This window comes from Clostridium algidicarnis (genome assembly GCF_000703125.1).
GTDB lineage: Bacteria > Bacillota > Clostridia > Clostridiales > Clostridiaceae > Clostridium_L > Clostridium_L algidicarnis.
This window is the reverse complement of the sequence record NZ_JNLN01000001.1, coordinates 2,449,297-2,474,009: the sequence shown is the minus strand read 5'-3', so window position 1 is coordinate 2,474,009 and position 24,713 is coordinate 2,449,297. Positions and strand designations below refer to the sequence as shown.

19 protein-coding genes and 1 other annotated feature are annotated in these 24,713 nt (G+C 30.4%); of the genes, 5 read left to right on the top strand and 14 right to left on the bottom strand.

From position 1 onward, the window contains the following. Positions 1-208: 208 nt before the first annotated feature. Complete coding sequence (locus BV55_RS0111750) at positions 209-493, bottom strand: alpha/beta-type small acid-soluble spore protein (RefSeq protein WP_029453012.1); 285 nt, start codon at positions 491-493, stop codon at positions 209-211. A gap of 248 nt (positions 494-741) precedes the next feature. Here BV55_RS0111750 and dapA point away from each other — a divergent pair, with 248 nt between their 5' ends. Continuing rightward, entirely contained in the window at positions 742-1,623 is an 882-nt protein-coding gene (gene dapA / locus BV55_RS0111745; RefSeq protein WP_029453011.1) for a 4-hydroxy-tetrahydrodipicolinate synthase, read from the top strand. 11 nt (positions 1,624-1,634) lie between these two features. Further along, on the top strand, positions 1,635-2,384 hold the full coding sequence (gene dapB / locus BV55_RS0111740) for a 4-hydroxy-tetrahydrodipicolinate reductase (RefSeq protein ID WP_029453010.1): 750 nt from the start codon (positions 1,635-1,637) through the stop codon (positions 2,382-2,384). Between the two features lie 99 nt (positions 2,385-2,483). Here dapB and BV55_RS0111735 read toward each other — a convergent pair whose 3' ends face one another. From BV55_RS0111735 to BV55_RS0111710, 6 genes are all read right to left on the bottom strand, one after another. Then, positions 2,484-4,157 carry a peptide ABC transporter substrate-binding protein gene (locus BV55_RS0111735; protein WP_029453009.1) on the bottom strand — a complete coding sequence of 558 codons (1,674 nt, stop codon included), beginning with the start codon at positions 4,155-4,157 and terminating at the stop codon, positions 2,484-2,486. Between the two features lie 76 nt (positions 4,158-4,233). Next, complete coding sequence (locus BV55_RS0111730) at positions 4,234-5,214, bottom strand: ABC transporter ATP-binding protein (RefSeq protein WP_029453008.1); 981 nt, start codon at positions 5,212-5,214, stop codon at positions 4,234-4,236. Further along, positions 5,207-6,226, bottom strand: a complete 1,020-nt coding sequence (locus tag BV55_RS0111725; RefSeq protein ID WP_029453007.1) for an ABC transporter ATP-binding protein — start codon at positions 6,224-6,226, stop codon at positions 5,207-5,209. Before BV55_RS0111725 ends, BV55_RS0111730 begins: the two co-directional genes overlap by 8 nt. Before the next feature lie 21 nt (positions 6,227-6,247). After that, positions 6,248-7,174 carry an ABC transporter permease gene (locus BV55_RS0111720; protein WP_029453006.1) on the bottom strand — a complete coding sequence of 309 codons (927 nt, stop codon included), beginning with the start codon at positions 7,172-7,174 and terminating at the stop codon, positions 6,248-6,250. 17 nt (positions 7,175-7,191) lie between these two features. After that, complete coding sequence (locus BV55_RS0111715) at positions 7,192-8,124, bottom strand: ABC transporter permease (protein WP_029453005.1); 933 nt, start codon at positions 8,122-8,124, stop codon at positions 7,192-7,194. Positions 8,125-8,604: 480 nt separating this feature from the next. Continuing rightward, positions 8,605-9,753 carry a pyridoxal phosphate-dependent aminotransferase gene (locus BV55_RS0111710; protein WP_029453004.1) on the bottom strand — a complete coding sequence of 383 codons (1,149 nt, stop codon included), beginning with the start codon at positions 9,751-9,753 and terminating at the stop codon, positions 8,605-8,607. Positions 9,754-9,870: 117 nt separating this feature from the next. Between BV55_RS0111710 and dapD the strand changes: the two genes are divergently transcribed. Next, positions 9,871-10,578, top strand: coding sequence for a 2,3,4,5-tetrahydropyridine-2,6-dicarboxylate N-acetyltransferase (gene dapD / locus BV55_RS0111705; protein WP_029453003.1), 708 nt, complete (start codon positions 9,871-9,873; stop codon positions 10,576-10,578). Positions 10,579-10,643: 65 nt separating this feature from the next. Here the strand turns inward: dapD and BV55_RS0111700 are convergent, their stop codons facing one another. Next, positions 10,644-11,309, bottom strand: a complete 666-nt coding sequence (locus BV55_RS0111700) for a single-stranded DNA-binding protein (protein WP_029453002.1) — start codon at positions 11,307-11,309, stop codon at positions 10,644-10,646. A 134-nt stretch (positions 11,310-11,443) separates the two neighbouring features. After that, on the bottom strand, positions 11,444-12,211 hold the full coding sequence (gene pdaB, locus BV55_RS0111695) for a polysaccharide deacetylase family sporulation protein PdaB (RefSeq protein ID WP_029453001.1): 768 nt from the start codon (positions 12,209-12,211) through the stop codon (positions 11,444-11,446). A 190-nt stretch (positions 12,212-12,401) separates the two neighbouring features. Between pdaB and BV55_RS0111690 the strand changes: the two genes are divergently transcribed. Further along, positions 12,402-12,929: a DUF4364 family protein gene (locus tag BV55_RS0111690; protein WP_029453000.1), complete on the top strand. Its 528-nt coding sequence runs from the start codon at positions 12,402-12,404 to the stop codon at positions 12,927-12,929. A 2-nt stretch (positions 12,930-12,931) separates the two neighbouring features. Here BV55_RS0111690 and BV55_RS0111685 read toward each other — a convergent pair whose 3' ends face one another. From BV55_RS0111685 to BV55_RS0111670, 4 genes are all read right to left on the bottom strand, one after another. Continuing rightward, on the bottom strand, positions 12,932-13,819 hold the full coding sequence (locus BV55_RS0111685) for a YncE family protein (RefSeq protein WP_029452999.1): 888 nt from the start codon (positions 13,817-13,819) through the stop codon (positions 12,932-12,934). A gap of 236 nt (positions 13,820-14,055) precedes the next feature. Beyond that, entirely contained in the window at positions 14,056-15,366 is a 1,311-nt protein-coding gene (locus BV55_RS0111680) for a bifunctional folylpolyglutamate synthase/dihydrofolate synthase (protein WP_029452998.1), read from the bottom strand. A gap of 174 nt (positions 15,367-15,540) precedes the next feature. Then, a complete protein-coding gene (locus BV55_RS0111675) occupies positions 15,541-18,183 on the bottom strand; it encodes a valine--tRNA ligase (protein ID WP_029452997.1) in 2,643 nt (880 codons plus the stop codon). 97 nt (positions 18,184-18,280) lie between these two features. After that, positions 18,281-18,501 (bottom strand) — a binding site (T-box leader). 48 nt (positions 18,502-18,549) lie between these two features. Further along, positions 18,550-22,842: a 2-hydroxyacyl-CoA dehydratase gene (locus tag BV55_RS0111670; RefSeq protein WP_029452996.1), complete on the bottom strand. Its 4,293-nt coding sequence runs from the start codon at positions 22,840-22,842 to the stop codon at positions 18,550-18,552. Positions 22,843-23,138: 296 nt separating this feature from the next. Here BV55_RS0111670 and BV55_RS0111665 point away from each other — a divergent pair, with 296 nt between their 5' ends. Then, the gene (locus tag BV55_RS0111665; protein WP_029452995.1) at positions 23,139-23,489 is read left to right on the top strand and encodes a tetratricopeptide repeat protein; all 351 of its coding nucleotides are present in this window, start codon (positions 23,139-23,141) and stop codon (positions 23,487-23,489) included. A 59-nt stretch (positions 23,490-23,548) separates the two neighbouring features. On the opposite strand, the gene BV55_RS0111660 is transcribed toward BV55_RS0111665, so the two are convergent. After that, positions 23,549-24,703, bottom strand: a complete 1,155-nt coding sequence (locus BV55_RS0111660; protein WP_029452994.1) for a transglutaminase-like domain-containing protein — start codon at positions 24,701-24,703, stop codon at positions 23,549-23,551. Positions 24,704-24,713 lie beyond the last annotated feature (10 nt).

The window sequence follows — 24,713 nt, the reverse complement described above, 5'->3', positions numbered from 1 at the left end:
TATATAATATATAAAAATTAATACTTATTCTAATTATTATATAATCTAGGTTTTATTATAACTCCTCCCCATCTATCTTTTTATATTTAATCAATACTACAAACAATTTATTTAAGTAAGTCTTATCATCTGTATTATATAAAATCATATTAATCATTATCATATATAATTTGTTATTTAGTCAACTACATTTTAATATTTTATCTTTTTATTTCTTCAACCTTTCTAATATCTTATCTTTTTCTAGGTTTTCCAGTATTTCTTTATTAGTGGGTATTTTCATTTCTTTTTTTCTTTTAGTCATTATACCACCTATTCTACCAGTTTCTTCTGAGGTAAGTGATGACCAGCCTAATGATGTAACTTTATTTTTAAGACCTAGCTCTTCTGCTATTTCATATTTTAATTTTTCTCTTAACTTTTCTGCAGTGCTAAGTTCTTTGTTAGATTTTATTTTTGATTTTATAACCTTTTTCAATTCAGGTTTTCCCATATGATATCTCCCCTTTTAAGTATATATTTTCTATATTAGCTTTTCCCAATACAAAAAATATATTCATAACGGAATTTACCTTAACCTATACTTTATATGCTACTAAAATTAACTGTCAAAGTGTACAAATAGCATTAAAATCAAAAGAAAGTATATATTTTTATCACTATTAACTATATAATGTAATATAAAGAAAGTATAAAAGATATATCTTTTATATAAATAAATATAAAAAGTGAGGGATCTTTATGGCGTTATTCAAAGGCTCTGGAGTAGCTATTGTTACACCATTTAATGAAAAAGGCGTAGATTTTGATAAATTAAAGGAATTACTAGAATGGCATGTAGATTCTAATACAGATGCCATAATTATTTGTGGCACTACTGGTGAAGCTTCGACTATGTCTACCTTAGAAAAAAAAGAAGTTATAAAATTTACAGTAGATACTATAAATAAGAGAATTCCTGTTATTGCAGGTACAGGTACTAACGATACAAAAGCTTCCATAGAAATGAGTAAATGGGCTGAATCAATAGGTGTAGATGGCCTTTTGGTTATAACACCTTATTACAACAAAACTAGTAACAAAGGTCTTATAGCTCATTTCACTGCTATTTCCAATGCGGTGAATACACCTATAATACTTTATAACGTTCCTAGCAGGACTGGTATGAATATCTCACCTACTACATTATTAGAACTTGCAAAACTTAAAAATGTGGTTGCAATTAAAGAAGCTAGTGGTGATATTTCTCAAGTAGCTAAATATAAGGCTCTTTGCAAAGATAAAATAGATATTTATTCTGGAAATGACGATCAAATAATACCTATATTGTCATTAGGAGGCATAGGTGTAATATCAGTTTTAGCTAATATAATTCCAAAAGATGTACATGATATGTGTCATCTATATCTAGAAGGTAAGGTAGATGAGGCTTTAAGTTTTCAGCTTAATTCCTTAGATTTAACTAACTCTTTATTTATAGAAACAAACCCTATTCCAGTAAAAACTGCCCTTAATTTAATGGGCCTGAATGTAGGAGATTTAAGATTACCTCTATGTTCTATGGATGACAATAATTTAAAAACTTTAGAAAATGAAATGCATAAATATGGTTTGTTGAAATAAGGAGAGATTTTATGGTTAAATTAATACTAAATGGTTGTAATGGCAAAATGGGCAAAGTGGTTACTAGCTGCCTAAGCGACTTTAAAAATATTGATCTCGTTGCAGGTATAGATAAAAATGATTCTAAGTGTTCTTATCCTGTATTTTCTAGTATTGAGGATTGTAATATTACTGCCGATGTAATACTAGACTTTTCTAGGAAAGAAGCCTTAAAGTATATTCTTAAATATTCAAGGTCAAAAAAAATGGCTTTAGTTTTATGCACTACAGGATACTCAAAGGAAGATATTGATTTAATAAATGAATATAGTAACTATATTCCTATATTTAGATCTGCTAATATGAGTATAGGCATAAATGTAATAAATAATATTCTAAAAAATATTGCTCCTTTTTTATATGAAAATTTTGATATTGAAATTATAGAAAAGCACCATAATCAAAAGATTGATTCCCCTAGTGGCACAGCCCTTTTATTAACTCATACCATACAAGAATCAATTAAAGATTCAACAGAACTTATTCATGGTAGAGAAGGCAATAAAAAAAGAGATCCTAAAGAAATAGGTATGCATTCTATAAGAGGTGGAAATATTGTAGGAGATCACGATGTTATTTTTGCTGGTTCTGGCGAAGTAATAGAAATTAATCACAAAGCAATTTCAAGAGATGTCTTCGCTGTTGGAGCATTAAGAGCTTGTGAGTTTATTTCTAATAAGTATAAAGGCTTATATAATATGGATGATATGATAGATCTTTAAATTCATGATTTTGTAGTAAAATTCCCAGCTAATTTATTATAATAAAAAGAAAAAAATACAAAGAGCACTTTTTAGTGCTCTTTATATTTTTATTATCTTTTATTTTTCTACATAAGCATTTTCAAAGAATACAAAACCTAGAGGTGATTTTACTACACCTTTAACATAATCTTTTTGGCATATAATATTTGTGTAGTAATAAATAGGTACTATAGGCATATCATTCATTAATATATCCTCTGCTTCATGTAAAAATGCCATTCTTTTAGCTGGATCTAATTCATTTTTCGCATTATTTAATGCTTTATCATAGTCTGGATTATTATAAGCTGCATCATTATTTCCAGAAGTTGATGACCACATATCTAAAAATGTCATAGGATCTGAGTAATCTCCTATCCAACCATGTCTTGCAATTATATAATCTTTATTGTTTCTAGATTCTTGGAAAACCTTCCATTCCTCATTCTTTAATTCTACTTCTATACCTAAATTTTTTCTCCACATATCTTGAACTGCTTGAGCTATATTTTGATGCCCTTGATTAGTATTGTATGATAGAGGTATTGTAGGGAATCCCTTTCCTTCTGGATATCCAGCTTCATCTAATAACTTTTTAGCCTCTTCTATATTTCCTTCTGGTTTGTAATATTCTTTGTTTTGGAAATCTTTATCTCCACTTTCTTTTATACCCTTAGGTACAAAACTAACTGCAGGTATTTGTTCACCTTTAGTTACATTTTCAACTATGTCTTTTCTATTTATAGCTAATGTTAAAGCTTTTCTAACCTTAGGATCTTTTAAAGCTTTAGCTGCTTGTTTATCTACGCCTTCAGCCTTATCAGACAAGTTTAAACAGTAGAAATAAGTTCCAAGGCTAGGATATATCTTAGCTGTGCCATCTTTTAAAAGGTTAGGTAGTTCTTGAGCTGGTGGTGATTCTATTATATCAAATTGGCCAGTCTTAAATGCTGACAATGCTGCTGTAGCCTCATCAATCATTTTATACTCTATTTTATCTAATTTAATTTTACTTGCATTCCAGTAATTTTCGTTCTTTACAAAAGTTATAGTATCTTTAGGTTTCCATTCTGACATTTTAAATGGTCCGTTAGAAATATAACTACTTACTTCGTTAGCCCAAGCTGTTGGGTTTTTATCTACTATATCTTTTCTTACTGGAAAATAAGTAGGAAAAGCTGTTAGTGATAAAAAGTATTTTGTTGGATATTCAAGTGTAACTTTAAGGGTACTATCATCTACAGCCTTTACCCCTATTTCATCTACAGTAGCCTTTGCCTTGCCATCTTTAGCTTCTTTACTATTATAAGACTCAGCATTTTTTAGGTAATATAACTGATAAGCATATTCTGCTGCAGTATTAGGGTCTAATGCTCTCTTCCATGCATATTCAAAATCAGAAGCTTTTACTGGCTCTCCATCAGACCATTTTGCATCTTTTCTAAGATGAAATGTATATTCTAACTCATCCTTAGAAACATCCCACTTTTCAGCTACTCCAGCTACCGGAGCATCTTTATCATCTAATTTAGTTAATCCTTCAAAGGCATTTGACAATACAGTAGCACCATCTACTGCGGCATTCAAAGCTGGATCTAAAGTTTTAGGATCCGCTCCTAGGTTATAAACTATTACTTGATCTGTTTTCTTATCTACGCCCTCTTCTTCTTTTTTAGAACATCCTGCAAATATAGTTGAGCCTACAGCAAAAGCTAGTAACAAACCTATTATTTTAGTATTCCTTCTTAACATTTTCCTTCCCCCTTTATAATAAATTTTATATAATCCATTAGCCCTTCTTAACGTCACCTCCTAAAATTAATAGCGATTAATATAGATGGCATGCAACAAAATGGTTGTTTTGGACTTCTTTTAAATCTGGGTCCTCTTCAGAACATATTGGTTTTGCATATTTACATCTTCCTTTAAATCTACATCCTGGAGGCGGATCTATTGGCGATGGGATTTCTCCCTTTAAAACAATTCTCCTTTGTGCTGCAGATGCTTCAGGATCAGGTATAGGTATTGCAGAAAGAAGAGCCTGAGTATATGGATGAAGAGGATGATCATAAAGTTCGTTACTTTCTCCAACCTCTACAAGTCTTCCTAAGTACATTACTCCTATATTATTAGATATATGCTTAACCATAGATAAATCGTGAGCAATAAAAAGATAGGTTAATCCTAAATCCTGTTGTAAATCCTCTAGCATGTTCACAACCTGTGCTTGTATAGATACGTCCAATGCTGAAATAGGTTCATCACAAACTATAAATTCTGGTTCTACTGCAAGAGCTCTTGCAATACCAATTCTTTGTCGTTGCCCTCCTGAAAATTCATGTGGATACCTACTTATATGATCTCCATTTAACCCAACCTTATCTAAAAGACTTCTGATCTTATCTAACCTTTCTTTTCCCTTTCCAAGGTTGTGTATATCTATAGCTTCACCTATTATATCTCCTACTGTCATTCTTGAATCCAAGGAGGCATAAGGATCTTGAAATATCATCTGTAATTTTCTTCTATAGGGTAACATCTGCTTTTGACTATATTTAGCTAAATCTACGCCCTTATATATTATTTCTCCTGCTGTAGTATCATAAAGCCTAACTGCAGTCCTCCCTAGAGTAGTTTTTCCACAACCTGATTCTCCTACAAGACCTAAAGTTTCTCCTCTATTAATTTTAAAGCTTACCCTATCTACAGCCTTAACATAGCTTTTACTTCCTAAAAAACTTCCTTTCTTAACTGGAAAGAATTTAGTTAAATTATTTACTTCTAATAACACTTCTTTTTTTTCAGACATTTTTGATCGCCTCCCTACCAACTGGTGCCATTACTTTAATAGAGTTTGGATGATTTAACCAACAGGCCGAAGTATGATATTCGTTAATCTTAAAAAATGGAGGCCTTTTAGCTAAACATATTTTCATGGCATATTCACATCTAGGGGCAAAAGGACATCCTACAGGAGGCTTTAATAAATCTGGCGGCTGACCATCAATAGGTTTTAACCTTTCCTTTAATTGAGCTTTAGGATTTGGAATGCTCCTAAGTAATCCCCAAGTGTATGGATGCTTTGGATGATAAAAAATATCCTCTTTGCTGCCCTTTTCAATAATAAGTCCTCCATACATTACATTTATATCATCACACACATCAGCAACTACTCCAAGGTCATGAGTTATTAATATAATTGATGTATTAATCTTTTCTTTAAGATCTTTCATAAGTTCAAGTATTTGAGCTTGTATAGTTACATCGAGAGCTGTTGTAGGCTCGTCTGCAATCAATAATTTTGGATCACACACCATGGCCATGGCTATCATAACTCTTTGTCTCATTCCACCTGAAAACTCATGAGGATACTGTGTCATTCTTTTTTCAGGACTTGGTATTCCAACAATTGATAACATCTTTAATGCAGTATTGTAAGCTTCAGTTTTAGTCATTGATTTATGTTTCATTAAAGGTTCAATTACCTGTTTTCCTATGGTATAAACAGGATTTAAGGAAGTCATCGGGTCCTGAAATATCATTCCTATATCATTTCCTCTTATTTTTTCCATATCCTTTTCTTTTAGTTTCACTAAATCTTTATTATCAAATATTATTTCACCATTTATAATCTTTCCGTTATCAGACAAAAGTCTCATTAAGGACATCATACTTACACTTTTTCCACTGCCAGACTCACCTACTATCCCTACTGCCTGACCTTTTTTCAAACTAAAAGATATGCCCCCCACAGCTTTAACCTCGCCCACATGGGTGAAGAAGCTAGTCTTTAAGTCCCTTATTTCTAATAAGTTTTCCATATATATCACCCCTTAATCAGCTTATTTTCTTAATTTTGGATCCAAAGCATCTCTAAGTCCATCTCCTAAAAGGTTAAAAGCTAATATAGTAAAACAGATGGCTAGTGACGGAAATATTAACTGATAAGGATATATGGTATACCCTTGAAGTGCTTCAGAAGTTAAAGTTCCCCAAGATGCTTTTGGTGCTGGAATTCCGAGTCCCACAAAGCTTAGAAAGGCCTCAGTAAATATGGCTGAAGGAATTAACAAGGTTAGTGTTACAATTATAGATCCCATACTATTAGGTATTAGGTGTCTTAATAATATACGCTTCCCATTAGCTCCTAGAACTCTAGCTGCAAGAACAAATTCTTGTTCCTTAAGCTGTAATATTTCTCCTCTTACAATACGAGCCATTGAAAGCCAATACGAAATAGCAAGTGCCACTATTATACTTTTAAGTCCAGGTCCAATAATAACCATAAGTAATATTACATATATCATCATTGGTATAGAATATATAATATCTACAATTCTCATCATCACACTGTCTACAGTTCCTCCCACATATCCTGCAATACCTCCGTATAAAACTCCTATAACAAAATTAAGAAAAGAGGCTACATAAGCTATAGTTAAAGAATATCTAGCTCCATACATAATTCTCACAAATAAATCTCTTCCAAATTGATCTGTTCCAAACCAATGAATTGAACTAGATCTTTGATTAGCCACGCTAAAATCATTACTGAAATAATCAAACTTAGAAAACATAGGTACAAAAATTGCTCCTAGGGTAATTGCTATAATAAAACCTAAAGATACTATTGCAAGTTTATTTGCTTTTAGTCTTCTCCACGCATCTTGCCAATAGGTAACACTTGGCCTTACTATCTCATCTTTTATCTTTTCTTCATCAGAAACCTTATTAAACATTTCTATATCTATTTTTTCATTAATCTCCATATTAGTCACCCCCCCAACTATTCAGTCTTTAAATTATCAAGCTTAATCCTTGGATCTATGATTACATATAAAATATCAACAATAAAATTACATACAACTAATAAAACACTATAAAAAACTGTAACTCCCAAAAGAGTGGTGTAATCCCTATTATTAATGGAATTTACGAATTCTCCACCAAGTCCTGGTATACCAAATATTCTTTCAACAACAAAACTTCCTGTAAGTATTCCAGCAACTAGTGGTCCTAAATAAGTAACAATAGGTATTAATGAATTTCTTAAAGCATGTTTGTATATAACAGTATTTCTACTTAATCCTTTAGCTTTAGCTGTTCTCACATAATCTTGCTGCACCACCTCTATTAGTCTAGACCTTGTAAGCCTTGCTATAAATGCTATGGAGTATCCACCCAGTGCTATTACAGGCATTATATAATTTTTAGCACTTCCAAACCCTATTACTGGTAAAAGCCCTAATTTAACTGAAAACACCAGTATGAGCAATGTGGCCATTACAAAACTTGGTACAGTAACACCCAAGGTAGCTAAAATCATACAAAGATAATCGGGCCATTTCCCTTGATTCAAAGCCGAGATTACCCCCATATAAACCCCCAAACCCAAAGCTACTATAACTACAACAATACCTAGCTTAGCTGAGGTTGGGAATGAATAACCAATAACCCATCTAACGGTTCTACCTTCATATTTCATAGATGGACCAAGATCTCCTTTTAAAAGATTTTTCATATATATTACATACTGCGTCCCAAGAGGCTTATCCATCCCAAATTTTGCTTCTAAGTTAGCTTTAATTTGTGGTGGTACCTTTTTTTCCCCATCAAAGGGTCCTCCTGGCATTAATCTCATTAAAAAGAAAGTTAACGTAATAACGATCCAAATAGTTATAATACTTGCAAATAACCTTTTTAAAATATACTTTATCAAGATATTTCCCCCCTTCTTTAAGTTTAAATCTAATGTTGCGCCCCCTCTCATATGTCACAATATTCAGACTAATCTTTGTAGGATTATATATAGTAAATACTTAAATAGCATGTTAGGTAATTTATTGACGTATACATAGAATGAAGTATACTACACTTATTTTTGAAAGGTAATTTCATTGATTTTTTAAATTATAGGTTTAATCTATAGGTTTGATTTAGTTTACTGATAATTGATTAATAATTAAATGTGCGTTTCATTTTTTATAATATTACCACAACTTATTTTTTATGTCAATTACATTTCTTATATACTTTTAAATTCTATTAATTATATACTCACTTAATTTGCAAATTATTCTATATTCTTTTATATAATTACTAAAAAGTATGCTCATATACATTTTGTAATATAAAGCAAATAACCTTACTACCTAGAAACTAAATCTAGACTAATAAGGTTATCTCCTTTACCTACCTTTTAAATGTTTTTAAAATTATTTTTTAGCCACACTTCTAATAAATCTAAAGACTTTTTTAAGGTATCCATACTATATGAATAAGAAATTCTTACATATCCCTCTCCAGCTGATCCAAATGCAGACCCCGGAACCAATGCTACCTTTGATTCTTTCAGCAACCTTAAGCAAAAATCTTCACTACTTAGTCCATATCTTTTTATTGAAGGAAATATATAAAAAGCTCCTTTGGGTAGATTACTTTCAACCCCCATAGATATCAGTCTATCATATACATATTCAGATCTTTTTTTAAATTCATCTCTCATAATCTTTACATATTCCATACCCTCTTCAAATCCCTCATATACACCCCACTGTACAATTGACGGTGCAGAAGATGCATTATATTGATGAATCTTAGTAATTTCTTTAATGTATTTTTCTTTTGCACATACATAGCCTATTCTAAGGCCTGTCATAGAAAACATTTTAGAAAATCCACTTATTAAAATAACTCTATCCAAAATATCTTCATATTGAGATATAGAATAATAATTTCCCTCAAAATTTATAGAACTATATATTTCATCGGAAATTATTATAGTTGAACTTTTCTTTAATATATCATGCAACTCTTTTAAATCTTTCTTACTTAAAACTGTACCTGTTGGATTAGATGGGAAAGATAATACCATGGCCTTTATATTATCTTTTTTTAATTTTTCTTTGATGTCTTCTATATCTATAGATAAATCTTCTTTTAAATTATAATAGCTAACATCTGCTCCTAGTATTTTTGATATGGCTTCATAAGAGGGATACGCTATTGATGGTATAAGTACTTTATCACCCTTATTTAATATAGCTGTAAAAAGACAAAATAAGCCTTCGCTTCCTCCAGCTGTAACACAAATTTCCTGTTTATCGTAATGAATATTCATTGTAGATAAATACTTACTTATCTTTTCTCTAAGCTCTGGAATTCCATTATTAGGTGTATATTTAGTTTTATTTTCATTTAAGGCCTTTATTATGCCCTCTTTTATAGGCACTGGAACCGCGAAGTCAGGTTGCCCTAATGTTAAAGATATTGCTCCTTCAACTTTTGTTACCTTATCAAAAAACTTCCTTATACCCGAAACTTCAACATTTTTAAGGTTTTCATTCATGTAGATTACCCTCTTTTCTCAGAATAATAATTATATAATATGATATAATATGATATAATCTATTATATTATATTAAAGAAAAAAATACATCAAAGTTTGAAAGGATGATTTAATTATATGAACTATGATTTAACTGACCCTTATGAAATTGCAAGATACATAAAAGAATCAAAAAAATCTACGCCGGTAAAAACTTATGTAAATGGTACCCTTGGCACATTTCCTGAAACTATAGAATGGTATGGCTCTGAGGGAATTTATATACTTTTTGGTGAAAGTGATGAGATTTCCAATTTCATATTAAACAATAAAGAAACAATTAAACACTTTAGAATGGAAAACGATAGAAGAAACTCTGCAATTCCTCTTATAAACCTTTTAGAAGTTGATGCAAGGATAGAACCAGGTGCAGTTATAAGAGATAAAGTTTCTATAGGCAAAAATTCAGTTATAATGATGGGCGCAATTATTAACATAGGCGCAGAAATAGGCGAAGGTTCTATGGTAGATATGAATGCTGTAGTAGGAGCCCGTGGAAAGCTTGGTAAAAGTGTCCACCTTGGAGCTGGAGCTATAGTTGCAGGTGTCTTAGAGCCACCAAGTAAAACACCTTGTGAAATTGGAGATAATGTATTAATAGGAGCAAATGCTGTTATCTTAGAAGGCGTTAAAATAGGCAAAGGATCTGTAGTTGCAGCTGGTTCAGTTGTAGTTGAAGATGTTCCTGAAAATGTAGTTGTTGCAGGCACTCCAGCTAAAATTATAAAAGTTGTTGATGATAAAACTAAAGATAAAACCAAACTTTTAGATGATCTTAGAAAATAATTAATTTTCATAAATAAAAATCACTGCTAAGGTAATTCTTATATGTTTACCCTAGCAGTGATTTTTTAAACTACTTTTTCATCATGATTTGATTCATCCACGTCCGAATCCTCTTTAACAACCTTCTCCATTTTAGATGTGGATACTTCATAGGCTACCTTCTTCACATATTCATTTTCAGATACTTTTTTTTGATATTCCCTACTCTGAAGTCTTCCCCAAATCCTTATATTATCTCCAACACTCAAGGTTTGGCAAAATCTTGAGTTTCTTCCCCAAGCTATTGTTGGTATATAGTCAGATTTATTATAGGGTCTATTAACCGCTATTAATATATCTGCTATTTCACGACCAAAAGGAGTGGTTCTATATACTGGTTCCTTGCATATAAATCCATCTAAGAATATTTCATTAGGATTTTTGCTTTTTTCAAGACAAAGCTCTATATTCCTTGCAAATACCGTCAATATAAGTCTATTGCATCCATCTATAAATTTATTATAAGACCTTAGTTGTCCTTCTAATGCCACTTCTGTACCAATTTCAAATTTTATACCACCCATTAGTCTTTCTGATATAGTTATAGACAAAATATCACTTGCATCACTTAGTCTTGTAGACTCTAAATAAAATATATAAAACCCTTCTCCATACATTTCATGACTAAACTCTAGATCTGAAACAATCTTCCCCTCTAAATAAATCTTATTGTTCAACATCAAATTATCCATATTAGCCCCTCTCTCCCTTTGTTTTTTTATCATCTTATATAACTAAAATATTCTACTACGCATACAATTATTACTATTTTCTACAATACACATTCATTTATATTACATTTACTTAAATCTTCATCTTAATTATTTTACTGATTCATTAGCTTTTGCACTCCTAAACTATCAATCTTATAATTTTCTTTATATATAAGGTCACCAACCTTCACTATTTCATAACCTTTAGATTTAAAGTATTGAATAACCCTTGGAATGTTTTTAGGTGTATATTTTGCATCATTATGGAATAAAAGTATAGATCCAGCTTTAGTTTTATCTATAACTCTATTATATTCAATCTCAGGCCCCTCCGACTTCCAATCTATACTATCTACATCCCACTGAATAACATAATAATTAAGCCCTTGTGCTGTATCAATTAGAAGATTATTATATGCTCCACTAGGACATCTAAAAAGTTTTACATCTTCATTAGTTATATTTTTTATCTTAGCACTAGTAGCTTCTAACTCTTTTATAATTCTATCTTTAGATATTTTACTCATATCTGGATGCATGTTACTATGATTTCCTATTTCATGACCTCTTTTATGTATTTCTTTCACCATTTCTGCATTTTTTAAATCATAATCAATCCATCCACCTACAACAAAAAATGTGGCCTTTACATTATATTCATCTAATACATCTAGTATTTCTTCCACATTGTCTAACCCCCAACTTATATCAAAGGTGAAAGAAATCTTTTTCTCACTGGTTTCTACTGAATATATAGGCACCTTTTTCTGAACTTTTGAATCAACTAAAAAATTTCCATTACCTAAAGTAATATAAGTGAAAATTACTACAGTTACTAAAATCAAAGAAATTATCCCTTTCTTAATTATTTTTTTCTTAATAACCTTCTCCATATTAAACCTCCCCTACCCCTCTCATATATTAATTAATATTAATGTTAACTCACATATATTCAGAAGTTTAAAATATCTTTTTTAATTTTAAAATAATAAAGGGATAAAGATTTTAAATGCTTTTTATGCTATAATATATAAGTACACTTTCATTTATAAAGGGAGGGTGGGAATAGTAATGTATGAAAGCACTTTAGAACTAGCGGAAAACAAATTAATGGTGCTATATATATTGAAAAGTATAAAGATACCTATATCTAATAGTCAATTAACAGAAATGATTCTAGAAAATGGTTTTATAAACTACTTTACACTACAACAATATATAACAGAATTAATTTCATCGTCTTTTATTAGCTACGACAAAAAAAACGAAAAAAAAGTCTTAGTATTATCTGCTAAAGGAGAAAAGGTACTATCTATGTTTCAAGATAGAATATCTCCTTCTAAAACAGAAGTTATAGAGGCTTATATAAAAGAAAGATTAGACACCATAAAAAGAGAACTTACCCTAACTTCTGACTATACCATTGACGACAATGGTAACTTTATAGTAGACTTAAAAGCTATAGAAAACGACTTTATGCTTATGGATTTAAAAATAAATGTTACTTCAAATAAGCAAGCTATGTCACTTTGTGATAAATGGAAATCAAATTCTTCTGAAATATATAATAAAATAATGCAACTTCTTATAAACAGTTAAGTTTATACTAATGCCATTCCATTAGGTTCTTTATCTATGGTAATGGCATTTTTATTGCCCTTATATATGTCATATTTAATAAGCACATTATTATAGTTGTCTCCTACATATAAAAATTTCTTATGTTGCAATATTCCCCTTGGTGTTCCACCTAGATATACCCTTTTTATCTCTTCCATATGCTTTAAATCTAAAATACTTATAGTTCCTTCAGAAAAATTAGATACAAATCCTAAATTCTTTTTAAAGTCTACTGACATATCTACAGGACATCTGCCTGTTTCAACAGTAGCTACAGATTTGCCTTGATTTATAGCTAAAATGTTTATTCTTCCATTTCTATCAATGCCCATATTACTTTCACATACTATTATATTTTCTCCATCCTCACTAAGTATTACTTTTGTTGGATAAGATTCAAAAAGATTTATGGTTTTTATTACCTCATTTTTATTACAATCTATAATAGATATTTCATGCCCCCCCATATTAGCCACCGCAGCTACACCACTGTTTTTACATATATCAATACTATGAGGCATGTTTCCACAAGGAAGTTCTCTTATAACTTTTCTACTTATTAAATCAAATATAACTAAAGTATTAGATTCCCCACAAAGCACATAAGCATATTCCTTAAATACCTTTAAATCATTACAATGGGACCCTATATAATAGTTTGCCACCTCTTTATCTTCTATAATATCCAATATAGATATTGTATCGTTGTAATTATTAGCTACTATTACGTAGCTTTTCCATGGACATATCCCATGTGGTCCAACTAGTTCACTTTGCCTTTTAATATTAATTTTTGTTTCTTTTAAGTCTTTTAGACATACTTTAGAAACAGAATCAGATCCCGTATTGCATATATAGAGATAATCCATAATAACACTACTCCTTTCCTATAGTAATAGTTTTCATATACTTACCTAATTGATATAATAATTATTATATGTACTTTATATCAATTGGGTAGTATTCAAAAATAATTTAATTTAATAACTACTCTATTAAATATAACTAATACAATTTATAAACAAATATAAAAAGATGTGAATATATTCTCCATATAGGAATATATTCACATCTTTATTTTTTTATTTTAATAATATAATTTTCTTTATAGACTCATATTTTTTATTATTCTTCTCATATCTCCAACCATATAAAGCGACCCTGAAATTACTATAATATCATTTGGAGATGCATATGTTAAAGCCTTTTCGTAGGCCTTTTTATAATCTTCTATTGACTCACAATTTTCATTGTACCTTTTTACATGCTCTTTTAATTCTAAGGCTAGTTCTGCCCTTTTGCTATGTGGAGTTACTGTTATGATCTTTTTGCTCATAGGTGCTATGACACTTAGCATTTCATCAACTTGCTTGTCCGCAAGGATTCCTAATATTAAAATCATTTTGTCGTATTTAAAATAGGTGGTTATGCTCTCTTTAAGCTTCATAATCCCATCTATGTTATGAGCTCCATCTATAATTACCTTACCTTTATCATACTTTACAACTTCAAGTCTAGCTGGCCACTTAACATCTTTTAGAGCCTTAATTATAGTATTACTTTCTATTTCAATATTTTCAATGCTACAAAGTTTTTCTATAACGAAGATAGCAAGTGAAGCGTTTAATATCTGATGTTGTCCTAAAAGAGATAATTCTATAAAATAAGTATCTTTGTTAGTATTTATTTCTAAAGCTTGAGTTAATGAATTTTCTTTTTCTATAACATTTATTAATTTAGATGAATCTTCTTTAACTAATATAAGTTCCGAGCCCTCTTTTTTACATTTGGTTTTTATTACTTCTAAAGCTTCCTCATTTTGCGGATAACATACTACAGGTATTCCTTTTTTAATTATACCTGCTTTTTCTGTGGCAATTTCTGTTAAAGTTGATCCTAATATATCCATATGATCATAACTTATAGATGTTATAACTGATATTAGCGGTGTTATAACATTAGTAGAATCAAGTCTTCCTCCAAGTCCTACCTCAATTACAGCATAATCAACCTTTTCTAAATAAAAATATAAATACATAGCACAGGTTATTATCTCAAATTCTGTAGGATGCTCATAACCTAATTTAATAACTTCATTTACTACTTTCGCTAATTCTGATATTACTTTTCTTAAATTATCTTTTGAAATATTTTCTTTATTAATTTGCATCCTTTCTTCAAATTCCTCTAGGTATGGGGATGTGTACATTCCTACTTTATACCCAGCTTTGAAAAGCATTTCATTTATCATTGCTGTAGTAGATCCTTTTCCATTAGTACCTGCTACATGTATACATTTTATCTTTTTATGAGGATTTCCAAGAAGTTCTAAAATCTTTTCAGTTCGTGATAATCCATAGTTGTTTCCAAACTTCGCTGTGTCATCTATATAACTTCTAGCTTCTTCATAACTCATAAAATCTACTGCATTATTCCAAGTCAACTATCTCAACTCCTTTAAGCTTATGTAAAATATTTATATTAATTAAAGACCCCGGTAAGAAAATGATTTTTCATTTTCTTACCTTTAAAAGTTTTGTTAACTTTTAAAATGTCTTTATATGAATCTATACTTAAGGCCTTTATAATTTTAGTTTAAACTTTCAATTCTAAGTAAAATAGCCTCTAACATAGATTTATATTTTTCTCCCTTAGCTTTTTCTTCCTCAACTACAGATTCTGGTGCCTTAGACACAAATCTTTCATTTGAAAGTTTCTTTTGAACTCTTTCTATTTCAGATTTAAGTTTATCTTTTTCCTTATTTAATCTTTCTAGTTCTTTTTCTTTATCAACTAAATCTAGTAAAGGTATAAATAGTTCTCCACCTTTAACTACTAATGAAACTAAGTTTTCAGGAAGATTTTCCTTATCTTTTATTATTTCAACTTCACTTACAGAAGCTAACTTTTCAAAGTAAGTCTTCCCCTTATCAAAGGCCTCCTTAGCTTCGTCTAATACATAAGCAAGAACTTTAGTCTTTCTTGATGGTATAACATTCATCTCAGCCCTTACATTTCTTAAGGACTTTATACCCTCTACTATATAAGTCATTTGAGTTTCAGCCTTATCATCTACTAAGCTTTCCTGATACTCAGGCCAGGAAGATATAGTTATAGACTCATACTCACTATCTAAGTGAATATATATCTCTTCTGTAATAAAAGGCATTACAGGATGAAGTAGTTGTAATGAAACAGTTAAAACTTTCTTTAATACATTTAATGTGGTAGCCTTTTGTTTTTTATCTTCACCATAAAGTATAGGCTTCACAAGCTCAATATACCAATCACAAAATTCTATCCATATAAAATCATATACCTTTTGAAGAGCAATTCCAAGTTCAAACTTATCCATATTTTCTGTTACTTCTTTTATAAGCGAATTCATTTTAGATAATATCCATCTGTCAGCTAAAGTATATTCTTTAGAATCTTTATATTCATTCATTAACTCTTCATCTAAGTTCATCATGACAAACCTTGATGCATTCCAGATTTTATTTGCAAAGTTTCTTGCAGACTCAACTCTTTCAGGATAAAATCTTATGTCATTTCCTGGAGCATTTCCTGTAACAAGCATAAATCTTAATGCATCTGCACCATACTCATCTATAACTTCTAAAGGGTCCACACCATTTCCAAGAGATTTAGACATTTTTCTACCTTCTGAATCTCTTACCATACCATGGATGAATACATTTTTAAAAGGTACCTCTCCAAGGTTGTGTATTCCTGAAAACACCATTCTAGCTACCCAGAAGAATATAATATCATATCCTGTAACTAAGGTGTCTGTAGGGTAAAAGTACTCTAAGTCTTCAGTCTTTTCTGGCCATCCAAGTGTTGAAAAAGGCCAAAGGGCTGAACTAAACCAAGTATCTAGAACATCAGAGTCCTGCTTTAAATTATGGCTTCCACATTTAGGACAGCAATTTACAGTTTTTTCACTAACTGTTATCTGTCCACACTCACAGTACCAAACTGGAATTCTATGTCCCCACCAAAGTTGCCTTGATATACACCAATCCTGTATATTTTCCATCCAGTTATAATATGTCTTTTCAAATCTTTCTGGTATGAATTTAGTTTCGCCATCCTTTACAGCCTTTATAGCAGGCGCTGCTAAACTTTCCATCTTTACATACCACTGTTTTGATATTATAGGTTCAACCACTGTACCACATCTATCATGAAATCCTACATTGTGTACATGTTCCTTTATCTTAACTAGGTATCCTTCTTTTTTCAAATCCTCTACTATAGCCTTTCTAGCTTCATATCTTTCAAGGCCCTCGTATTTTCCTCCGAACTCATTTATATTACCCTTATCATCCATTATCCTTATTTCTTTTAAGCTATGCCTTTTACCTACCTCATAATCATTTGGATCATGTGCTGGTGTTATTTTAACAGCTCCAGTTCCAAATTCCATATCTACATATTCATCAGCTATGATAGGAATTTCTCTATTTACTAAAGGTAATAATAACATTTTCCCTACTATATCTTTATATCTTTCATCCTTTGGGTTTACAGCAACAGCAGTATCTCCAAGCATTGTTTCAGGTCTTGTAGTGGCTATTTCTAAAAATCTATCTGTTCCAACTAAAGGATATTTTATGTGCCAGAAGTTACCTTGTTGTTCCTTATGTTCAATTTCAGCATCTGAAATAGCAGTAACACATTTTGGGCACCAGTTAGTAATTCTATTTCCTTGATATATAAGACCTTCATTATAAAGTTTTACAAAAACATGTTTTACAGCTTTATCTAGTCTTTCATCCATGGTAAAACTTTCTCTAGTAAAATCTACAGAACATCCCATTTTCTTAATTTGTGATCTAATATTATCTCTATACTCATCGGTCCATTCCCAAACCTTTTCTAAAAATGCTTCTCTACCAATCTCTTTCTTTTTGATACCTTTTTTTAATAATTCGTTTTCCACCTTAACTTCAGTTGCTATACTTGCATGGTCCTCTCCTGGAAGCCATAGAGCATTGTACCCTTGCATTCTTTTAAATCTTATAATCATATCTTGAAGTGTATTATCCAATGCGTGACCTAGATGCAACCTTCCTGTAATATTAGGTGGTGGCATTATTACAGTATAAGCCTTTTTGTTAAGATCCACCTTAGGAGTAAAGTATCCTTTTTCTTCCCAGTTTTTATATATCTTTTCTTCAAAATCTTTTGGACTATATTTCGTCTCTAAGTTTTTCTTCTCATCCATAATTATATCCTCCTTTTAAATTTCAAACTAATATTTTGTGTAATAGATAAAATCTGATTTTAATTGTTTTTGAATACAAAAAAAGAGCCTCCTCCTATAAAAGGACGAAGACTCGTGGTACCACCTTTTTTCCCATTTAGCGGTTAACTAAATGGCTCTTAAATAATAACGGCAAAGCACCGTTTTTGCTTACTAAATTTTCAGCAAAAATGCTCAAAAGCTACCTTCAAGAATAAGTAACATAAAAGACTTTTCAACCTATGAGTCTTTCTCTCTTAAAGCACTATATTCTTTACTCCTCTTTATCACTGCAACATATTCATTTTAATAATTATATTATCTTACTTATACCTCTAGTGTCAAGCTTTATAATTTATTACATTGATCTGCCAATTGCTTTTCTTCTATTTCTTCTATTTCCTTTGGTTTAATTGGTTTTTCAAGATTCTTAAAAGCTGCAGAAAGCATTAATTTTATTCTATTTAGTTGATTTACTTCGCTAGCTCCCGGATCATAATCCACAGCCACTATATTAGCTTTTGGATAATTTGCTTTAAGTGCTTTTATCATTCCCTTACCAGTTACATGATTAGGTAGACATGCAAAAGGCTGCATACAAATTATATTTTGTGTTCCACTTTCTATAAGTTCTATCATCTCTGCTGTTAAAAACCAACCTTCTCCTGTTTGATTACCTAAAGATATTATCTTTGAAGCTTTAAAAGCTAGTTCTTTTATATGTTTTGGCGGTTCAAATCTTTTACTTTCCTCTAATGCTTCTCTTAAGGTTTTTCTGTAATATTCCATAGCTTTTATAGCAGCATTCCCTAGTACTTGAGACATTTTACTCCCTGAAAGATATTTATATTTATAATCTTGATCATAGGAAGAATACAAAAAGAAATCTAACAAGTCTGGCATAATAGCCTCAGCACCTTCTTTTTCAATAAGTTCTACCACATTATTGTTTGCTGAAGGATGGAACTTAACTAATATTTCACCTACAAGGCCAACCTTAGGCTTCACTACATGATTTATTTCTAAATTATCAAAGTCATATACTATATCTTTAATATTTTGTCTAAACTCTTTATGATTTCCATTTGATACATTAATGTTAATCCTTTTTACCCAATTATTATATAATTCATTAGAAGATCCCTTGATTTTCTCATAAGGTCTTACTTTATATAAAACTCTCATTAATAAGTCTCCATAAACTATACCCATAATGCCTTTGTTAATTAACCCTGGAGTTAAAGAAAAACCAGGATTTTTTTCTAGGCCTCCTGCATTTAATGAAATTACAGGAACATTTTTAAATCCAGCTTCTTTAAGAGCTTTTCTTAAAAATCCTATATAATTAGTTGCCCTACATCCTCCCCCAGTTTGGCTTAAAATAATAGATGTATTGTTAATATCATATTTTCCGGACTTAAGGGCCTGTATTAACTGACCTACAACAATTATAGAAGGATAACAAGCATCATTGTTTATATATTTTAAGCCTTCTTCTACAGCTGCACTATCTACTGTAGGTAGTATTACAAGATTATACCCACTAGCCCTAAACGCTGTTTCTATAAATTGAAAATGAATAGGTGACATTTCCGGTGCCAATATAGTATGATTTTTTCTCATTTCCTTTGTAAATGGTATTCTCTCTTGAGTTTCATTGCTAATTACTGGTACGTATCCGGATCTTTCCCTTTCCTCCATAGAAGCTTTTAAGGATCTTAATCTTATTTTTACAGCTCCTAGATTGTTTCCTTCATCTATTTTAAGTAATGTATATATCTTGCCTTTTTTAGCTAATATTTCTTGCACTTGATCTGTTGTAACTGCATCAAGTCCACATCCAAAGGACGTTAATTGAACAAGTTCTAATGAGTCCTGTGTTGCAACAAAACTAGCTGCTGCATATAACCTGCTATGGTACATCCATTGATCTACTACTCTTAGTGGCCTTTCTACCTCTCCTAGATGACTTACACTGTCCTCTGTAAACACTGCCATATCATAGGTATTTATAAGTTCAGCTATACCATGATTTATTTCTGGATCTATATGATAAGGCCTTCCACTTAAAACAATACCCTTTTTGCCTGTTGTTTTTATATATTCTAATGCTTCTGCCGATTTTATTCTTATATCTTGCTTAAAGTTGTCCATTTCATCCCAGGCCTTGTCCACTGCAGATATAACTTCTGCATAACTTATAGAAAACTCTTTTAATTCATCATAAAGCCTTTTTGCAAGTCGTTTTTTGTTTTCAAGAGATAAAAATGGATTTTTGAAGTTTATATTCTTTTCTTTTATTACATCCATATTGTTTTTTATTACTTCACCATAAGATGTAACTATAGGGCAATTATAATGGTTATTAGCCTCTTTAATTTCATTTCTTTCATAAGCTATACATGGATAAAATATAAAATCAATCCCTTTATTTATAAGGCTCATAACATGTCCATGTACTAATTTTGCTGGATAACAAACTGATTCTGATGGTATAGTTTCCATTCCTAAATCTAGTATGTTTTTAGAAGATCTTGGAGATAATTCTACTCTAAACTTAAGTTCCGTAAAAAACTTATGCCAAAATGGATAATTTTCATAAACATTAAGAACTCTCGGTATCCCTACTCTTCCCCTTTTTGCTTCTTCTAGTGGTAGCGATTTGTAATCAAATAATCTTTTATATTTATATTCATATAAATTAGGAAGTTCTGTACTTAAACTCTCTTTTCCTGCCCCTCTTTCACACCTATTACCCGATATAAATCTTTCGTTATTTGGAAAACTATTTATTGTAAGCAAACAATTATTTGCACAAAGCCCGCACCTTCTCATGGTGCTTTCCACTTTAAAGTTTAAAAGTTCTTCTTCTTTTAACAAAGTACTTTCTTGATTTTCTATATGTCTTTCCTTAGCTATTATAGAGGCTCCATAAGCTCCCATAAGACCTGCTATATCCGGTCTTATAACTTCTCTATTAGAAATTAACTCAAAACTTCTTAAAACTGAGTCATTATAAAAAGTACCACCTTGAACAATTATCTTTTCACCCATATCTTTAGGGTCTCTAATCTTTATTACCTTAAAAATAGCATTTTTTATAACAGAATAGGAAAGTCCTGCAGAAATATCTGCTATAGTAGCCCCTTCCTTTTGAGCTTGTTTCACTCTAGAGTTCATGAACACAGTACATCTAGATCCTAAATCTACAGGCGCTCTTGATTCAAGTGCTTCCTTTGCAAATTCTTCTACTGTAAGTCCTAATGATTTTGCAAAAGTTTCAATGAAGGATCCGCAACCAGAAGAGCAAGCTTCATTTAGAAGTATACTCTCTATAACCCCATCCTTAACTTTTAGGCATTTCATGTCTTGTCCACCAATATCTAATATAAATTCTACCCCTGGTAGAAAATTATTTGCTGCTTTATAGTGAGCAATAGTTTCTATTTCCCCAATATCTATTTTAAATGCAGACTTCATTAAGCCTTCACCATATCCAGTAACTGCTGAATTTATAATTTTAGCCTCTTTTGGGATCTTAGTATATATATCTTTTAATATCTCTGTAATAAGTTTTAATGGATTTCCTTTATTACTTCCATAAAAAGAATATAATATTTCTTTATCTTCCCCCATTAATACAAGCTTAGTTGTTGTAGATCCTGCATCTATTCCTAAATAGCAGTTTCCTTTGTATTTAGAAAGGTCCCCTCTTTTGGTAGCTGCTAAGTTATGTCTTCCATCAAAAGCTTTTTTTTCATCTGCATCTTTGAAAAGAGGCATCAATCTTTCAACTTCATGACTTTGATTTATATCTAATACATCTAATCCTTTTATGATCTTAGAAAAACTAATTATTTTAGATTTACCAGAATATAAAGCTGCTCCCATAGCTACAAATAACTGTGAATTTTCAGGGAATATAACCTGATTATCTTCTAGTTTTAATGTTTCTTTAAATCTGTCTCTTAATTCAGATAAAAAATACAAAGGTCCGCCTAAAAATGCTATATTTCCCCTTATAGGTTTACCGCAAGCAAGTCCGCTTATAGTTTGATTTACTACTGCTTGAAAAATTGAAGTTGCTAAATCTTCTTTTCTAGCACCTTCATTTAAAAGTGGTTGAATATCTGTCTTTGCAAATACTCCACACCTAGCTGCTATAGGATATATGAGTTGATGATTTTTGGATAATTCATTCAATCCTGTAGCATCTGTTTGCAAAAGTGAAGCCATTTGGTCTATAAAAGCACCAGTACCCCCTGCACAAGTTCCATTCATTCTTTGTTCTATTCCGCCTTTAAAGTAGGTGATTTTTGCATCTTCTCCACCAAGCTCTATAGCTACATCTGTTTGTGGAATTAACCTTTCTACTGTGGTTGTGGATGCAACAACTTCTTGAACAAAATCTATATCTAACCACTTTGAAACTGAAAGTCCACCAGATCCTGTAACATTTATAGTAACAAAGCTATCTTTATACTCATCTTTTATACTAGTCAAAATTTCTTTAATTGAATTTTTAATATCTGAATAGTGCCTTCTGTAATCACCATATATTAAATTATAGTTTTTATCCATAATTGCTACTTTTACTGTAGTAGATCCTACATCTAGACCAATGTGTAATACATCTTTCATATCTATACCAACTCTTTCCTTAAATAATTATAAAACTGTATGCATACACTAAATAACTCTATCTAGAAATCATATCATTATGCAATAACCTAGTCAATTATCTTAGGTTATTATTTACCTTTTTTTATATATTATTTTCGCTTTTATTTCTAAAATAAATCATTATATTATTTGTAATTTTCACTATAAGTTTAATAAAGCTTTTTTCTTGTATATTATATGATTTATTAGTTAAGAATGTAAATATAATCTTTAATTTATTATATACACTAAAATATATATTTTGGAGGATTAAAATGAGTTATTTTCAAAAAGCAAACGAATTATACAACAGCCACTCCTACAAGCAAGCAATAAATCTATATAAGAAGGCTATTGAAAACAAAGAAAATGAGGCTTGTGCTCATTATAATTCAGCGGTTTGTCTTATTAAATTAAAAGAATACGAAAAAGCAATATTACACCTAAAGTCCGCCCTTACTTTAAAGCAAGATAGTAAATATTATTTTAATCTTGCCTATTGCTATTCTATGATTGGCAATACCCCTAAATCCTTATTATATTTTAATACCTCTTGGGCGATGAACCACGAAGATGAAGATTGTAATAAAGCCATAAACTTAATTTTAAATACTCACTTTAAATGATCTTGTATTTTAAAAAAGTATATTGATTAACCAAGGGTGCCTTTATAACTAAAGACACCCTACCATTCCCCTATTATATTTTCTCCTCTATGGTCTAAGTCAAACTTTTTACTATTAAAATAATTTCCACCTTTATAAAAAGTAGTATCTATATTTATCCACTTATCTTCTTCCTTAATATATACCTCATTCCAAGAATGACTTACCCAATTTACTCCATTGTAGCCTTCCCCAGTCACTAGCCTAACCTTTAAATTATTAGCTCTACACATAGCTACAAAAAGGCAAGAAAAATCAAAACATATCCCCTTTTTAGTATCATAAGTAGGTATTGCTCCAGATTCTATTTTAAAATTATTAGTATATATTTTATCAGCTTTTTCATAATCATAATCTATATTGGTCCCAATGAAATTATATATAACTTTTGCTTTAGCTTTATCTGAAGTGTGTCCTTTAGTAATGTTTACAGAAAACTCATCTATAGCATCGTTAGATTTTATTCCATCTTTTAATGTGACCCCATTATAGTAAACCAAAGTATTAGGTTTACCACCTTTTTCTTTTGTAAGATTAGGTTCATCATATTTAACCTCTACTTTAAAGGAGTTCTTTATTGTGTTTGGAATCTTACCTAAAAACTTTGAATTTATAACAGGTTCTAATGTTTTTTTATTTATATCATTATATAACTTTGAACTTTGTACATAATCTTGAAACTTATCCTTTTGATAAAAATAAGATAAAACATGTATAGTACTTGTAATTAAAAGAGCATAAAAAACACCTTTAGGTATTGATATTATCATAGCTATCAATCTATTAACCCATGACTTTCTATAGCCTTCCTTATCTTTTAAAGATATAATTATAGGATTAAATATTATTTTATTTATAATATTATAAATAAGCATTTGAAACTTATAAATTAAAAATATACTAATCAGAAAAACTATTATGGAATATAACTTACTATATTTATCAATATAATAAGTTATATTATAAGGTAGCTTTGTAATTACTGTATTCATAAATTTATTTATAATATCTCTAACATTCACCCAAATAGGAAAACAAATCAAAAAGGATATTGTCTTTTCCATGTTTTTTAAATCAGATTTTAAATTTTCGTAATTGACCTTAAATATTACCCCTTTTACAACAGGATATAAAAATATTAGGACAATTAGCAGTGTAATTGGATTTTTCAACATAAGGTTATCT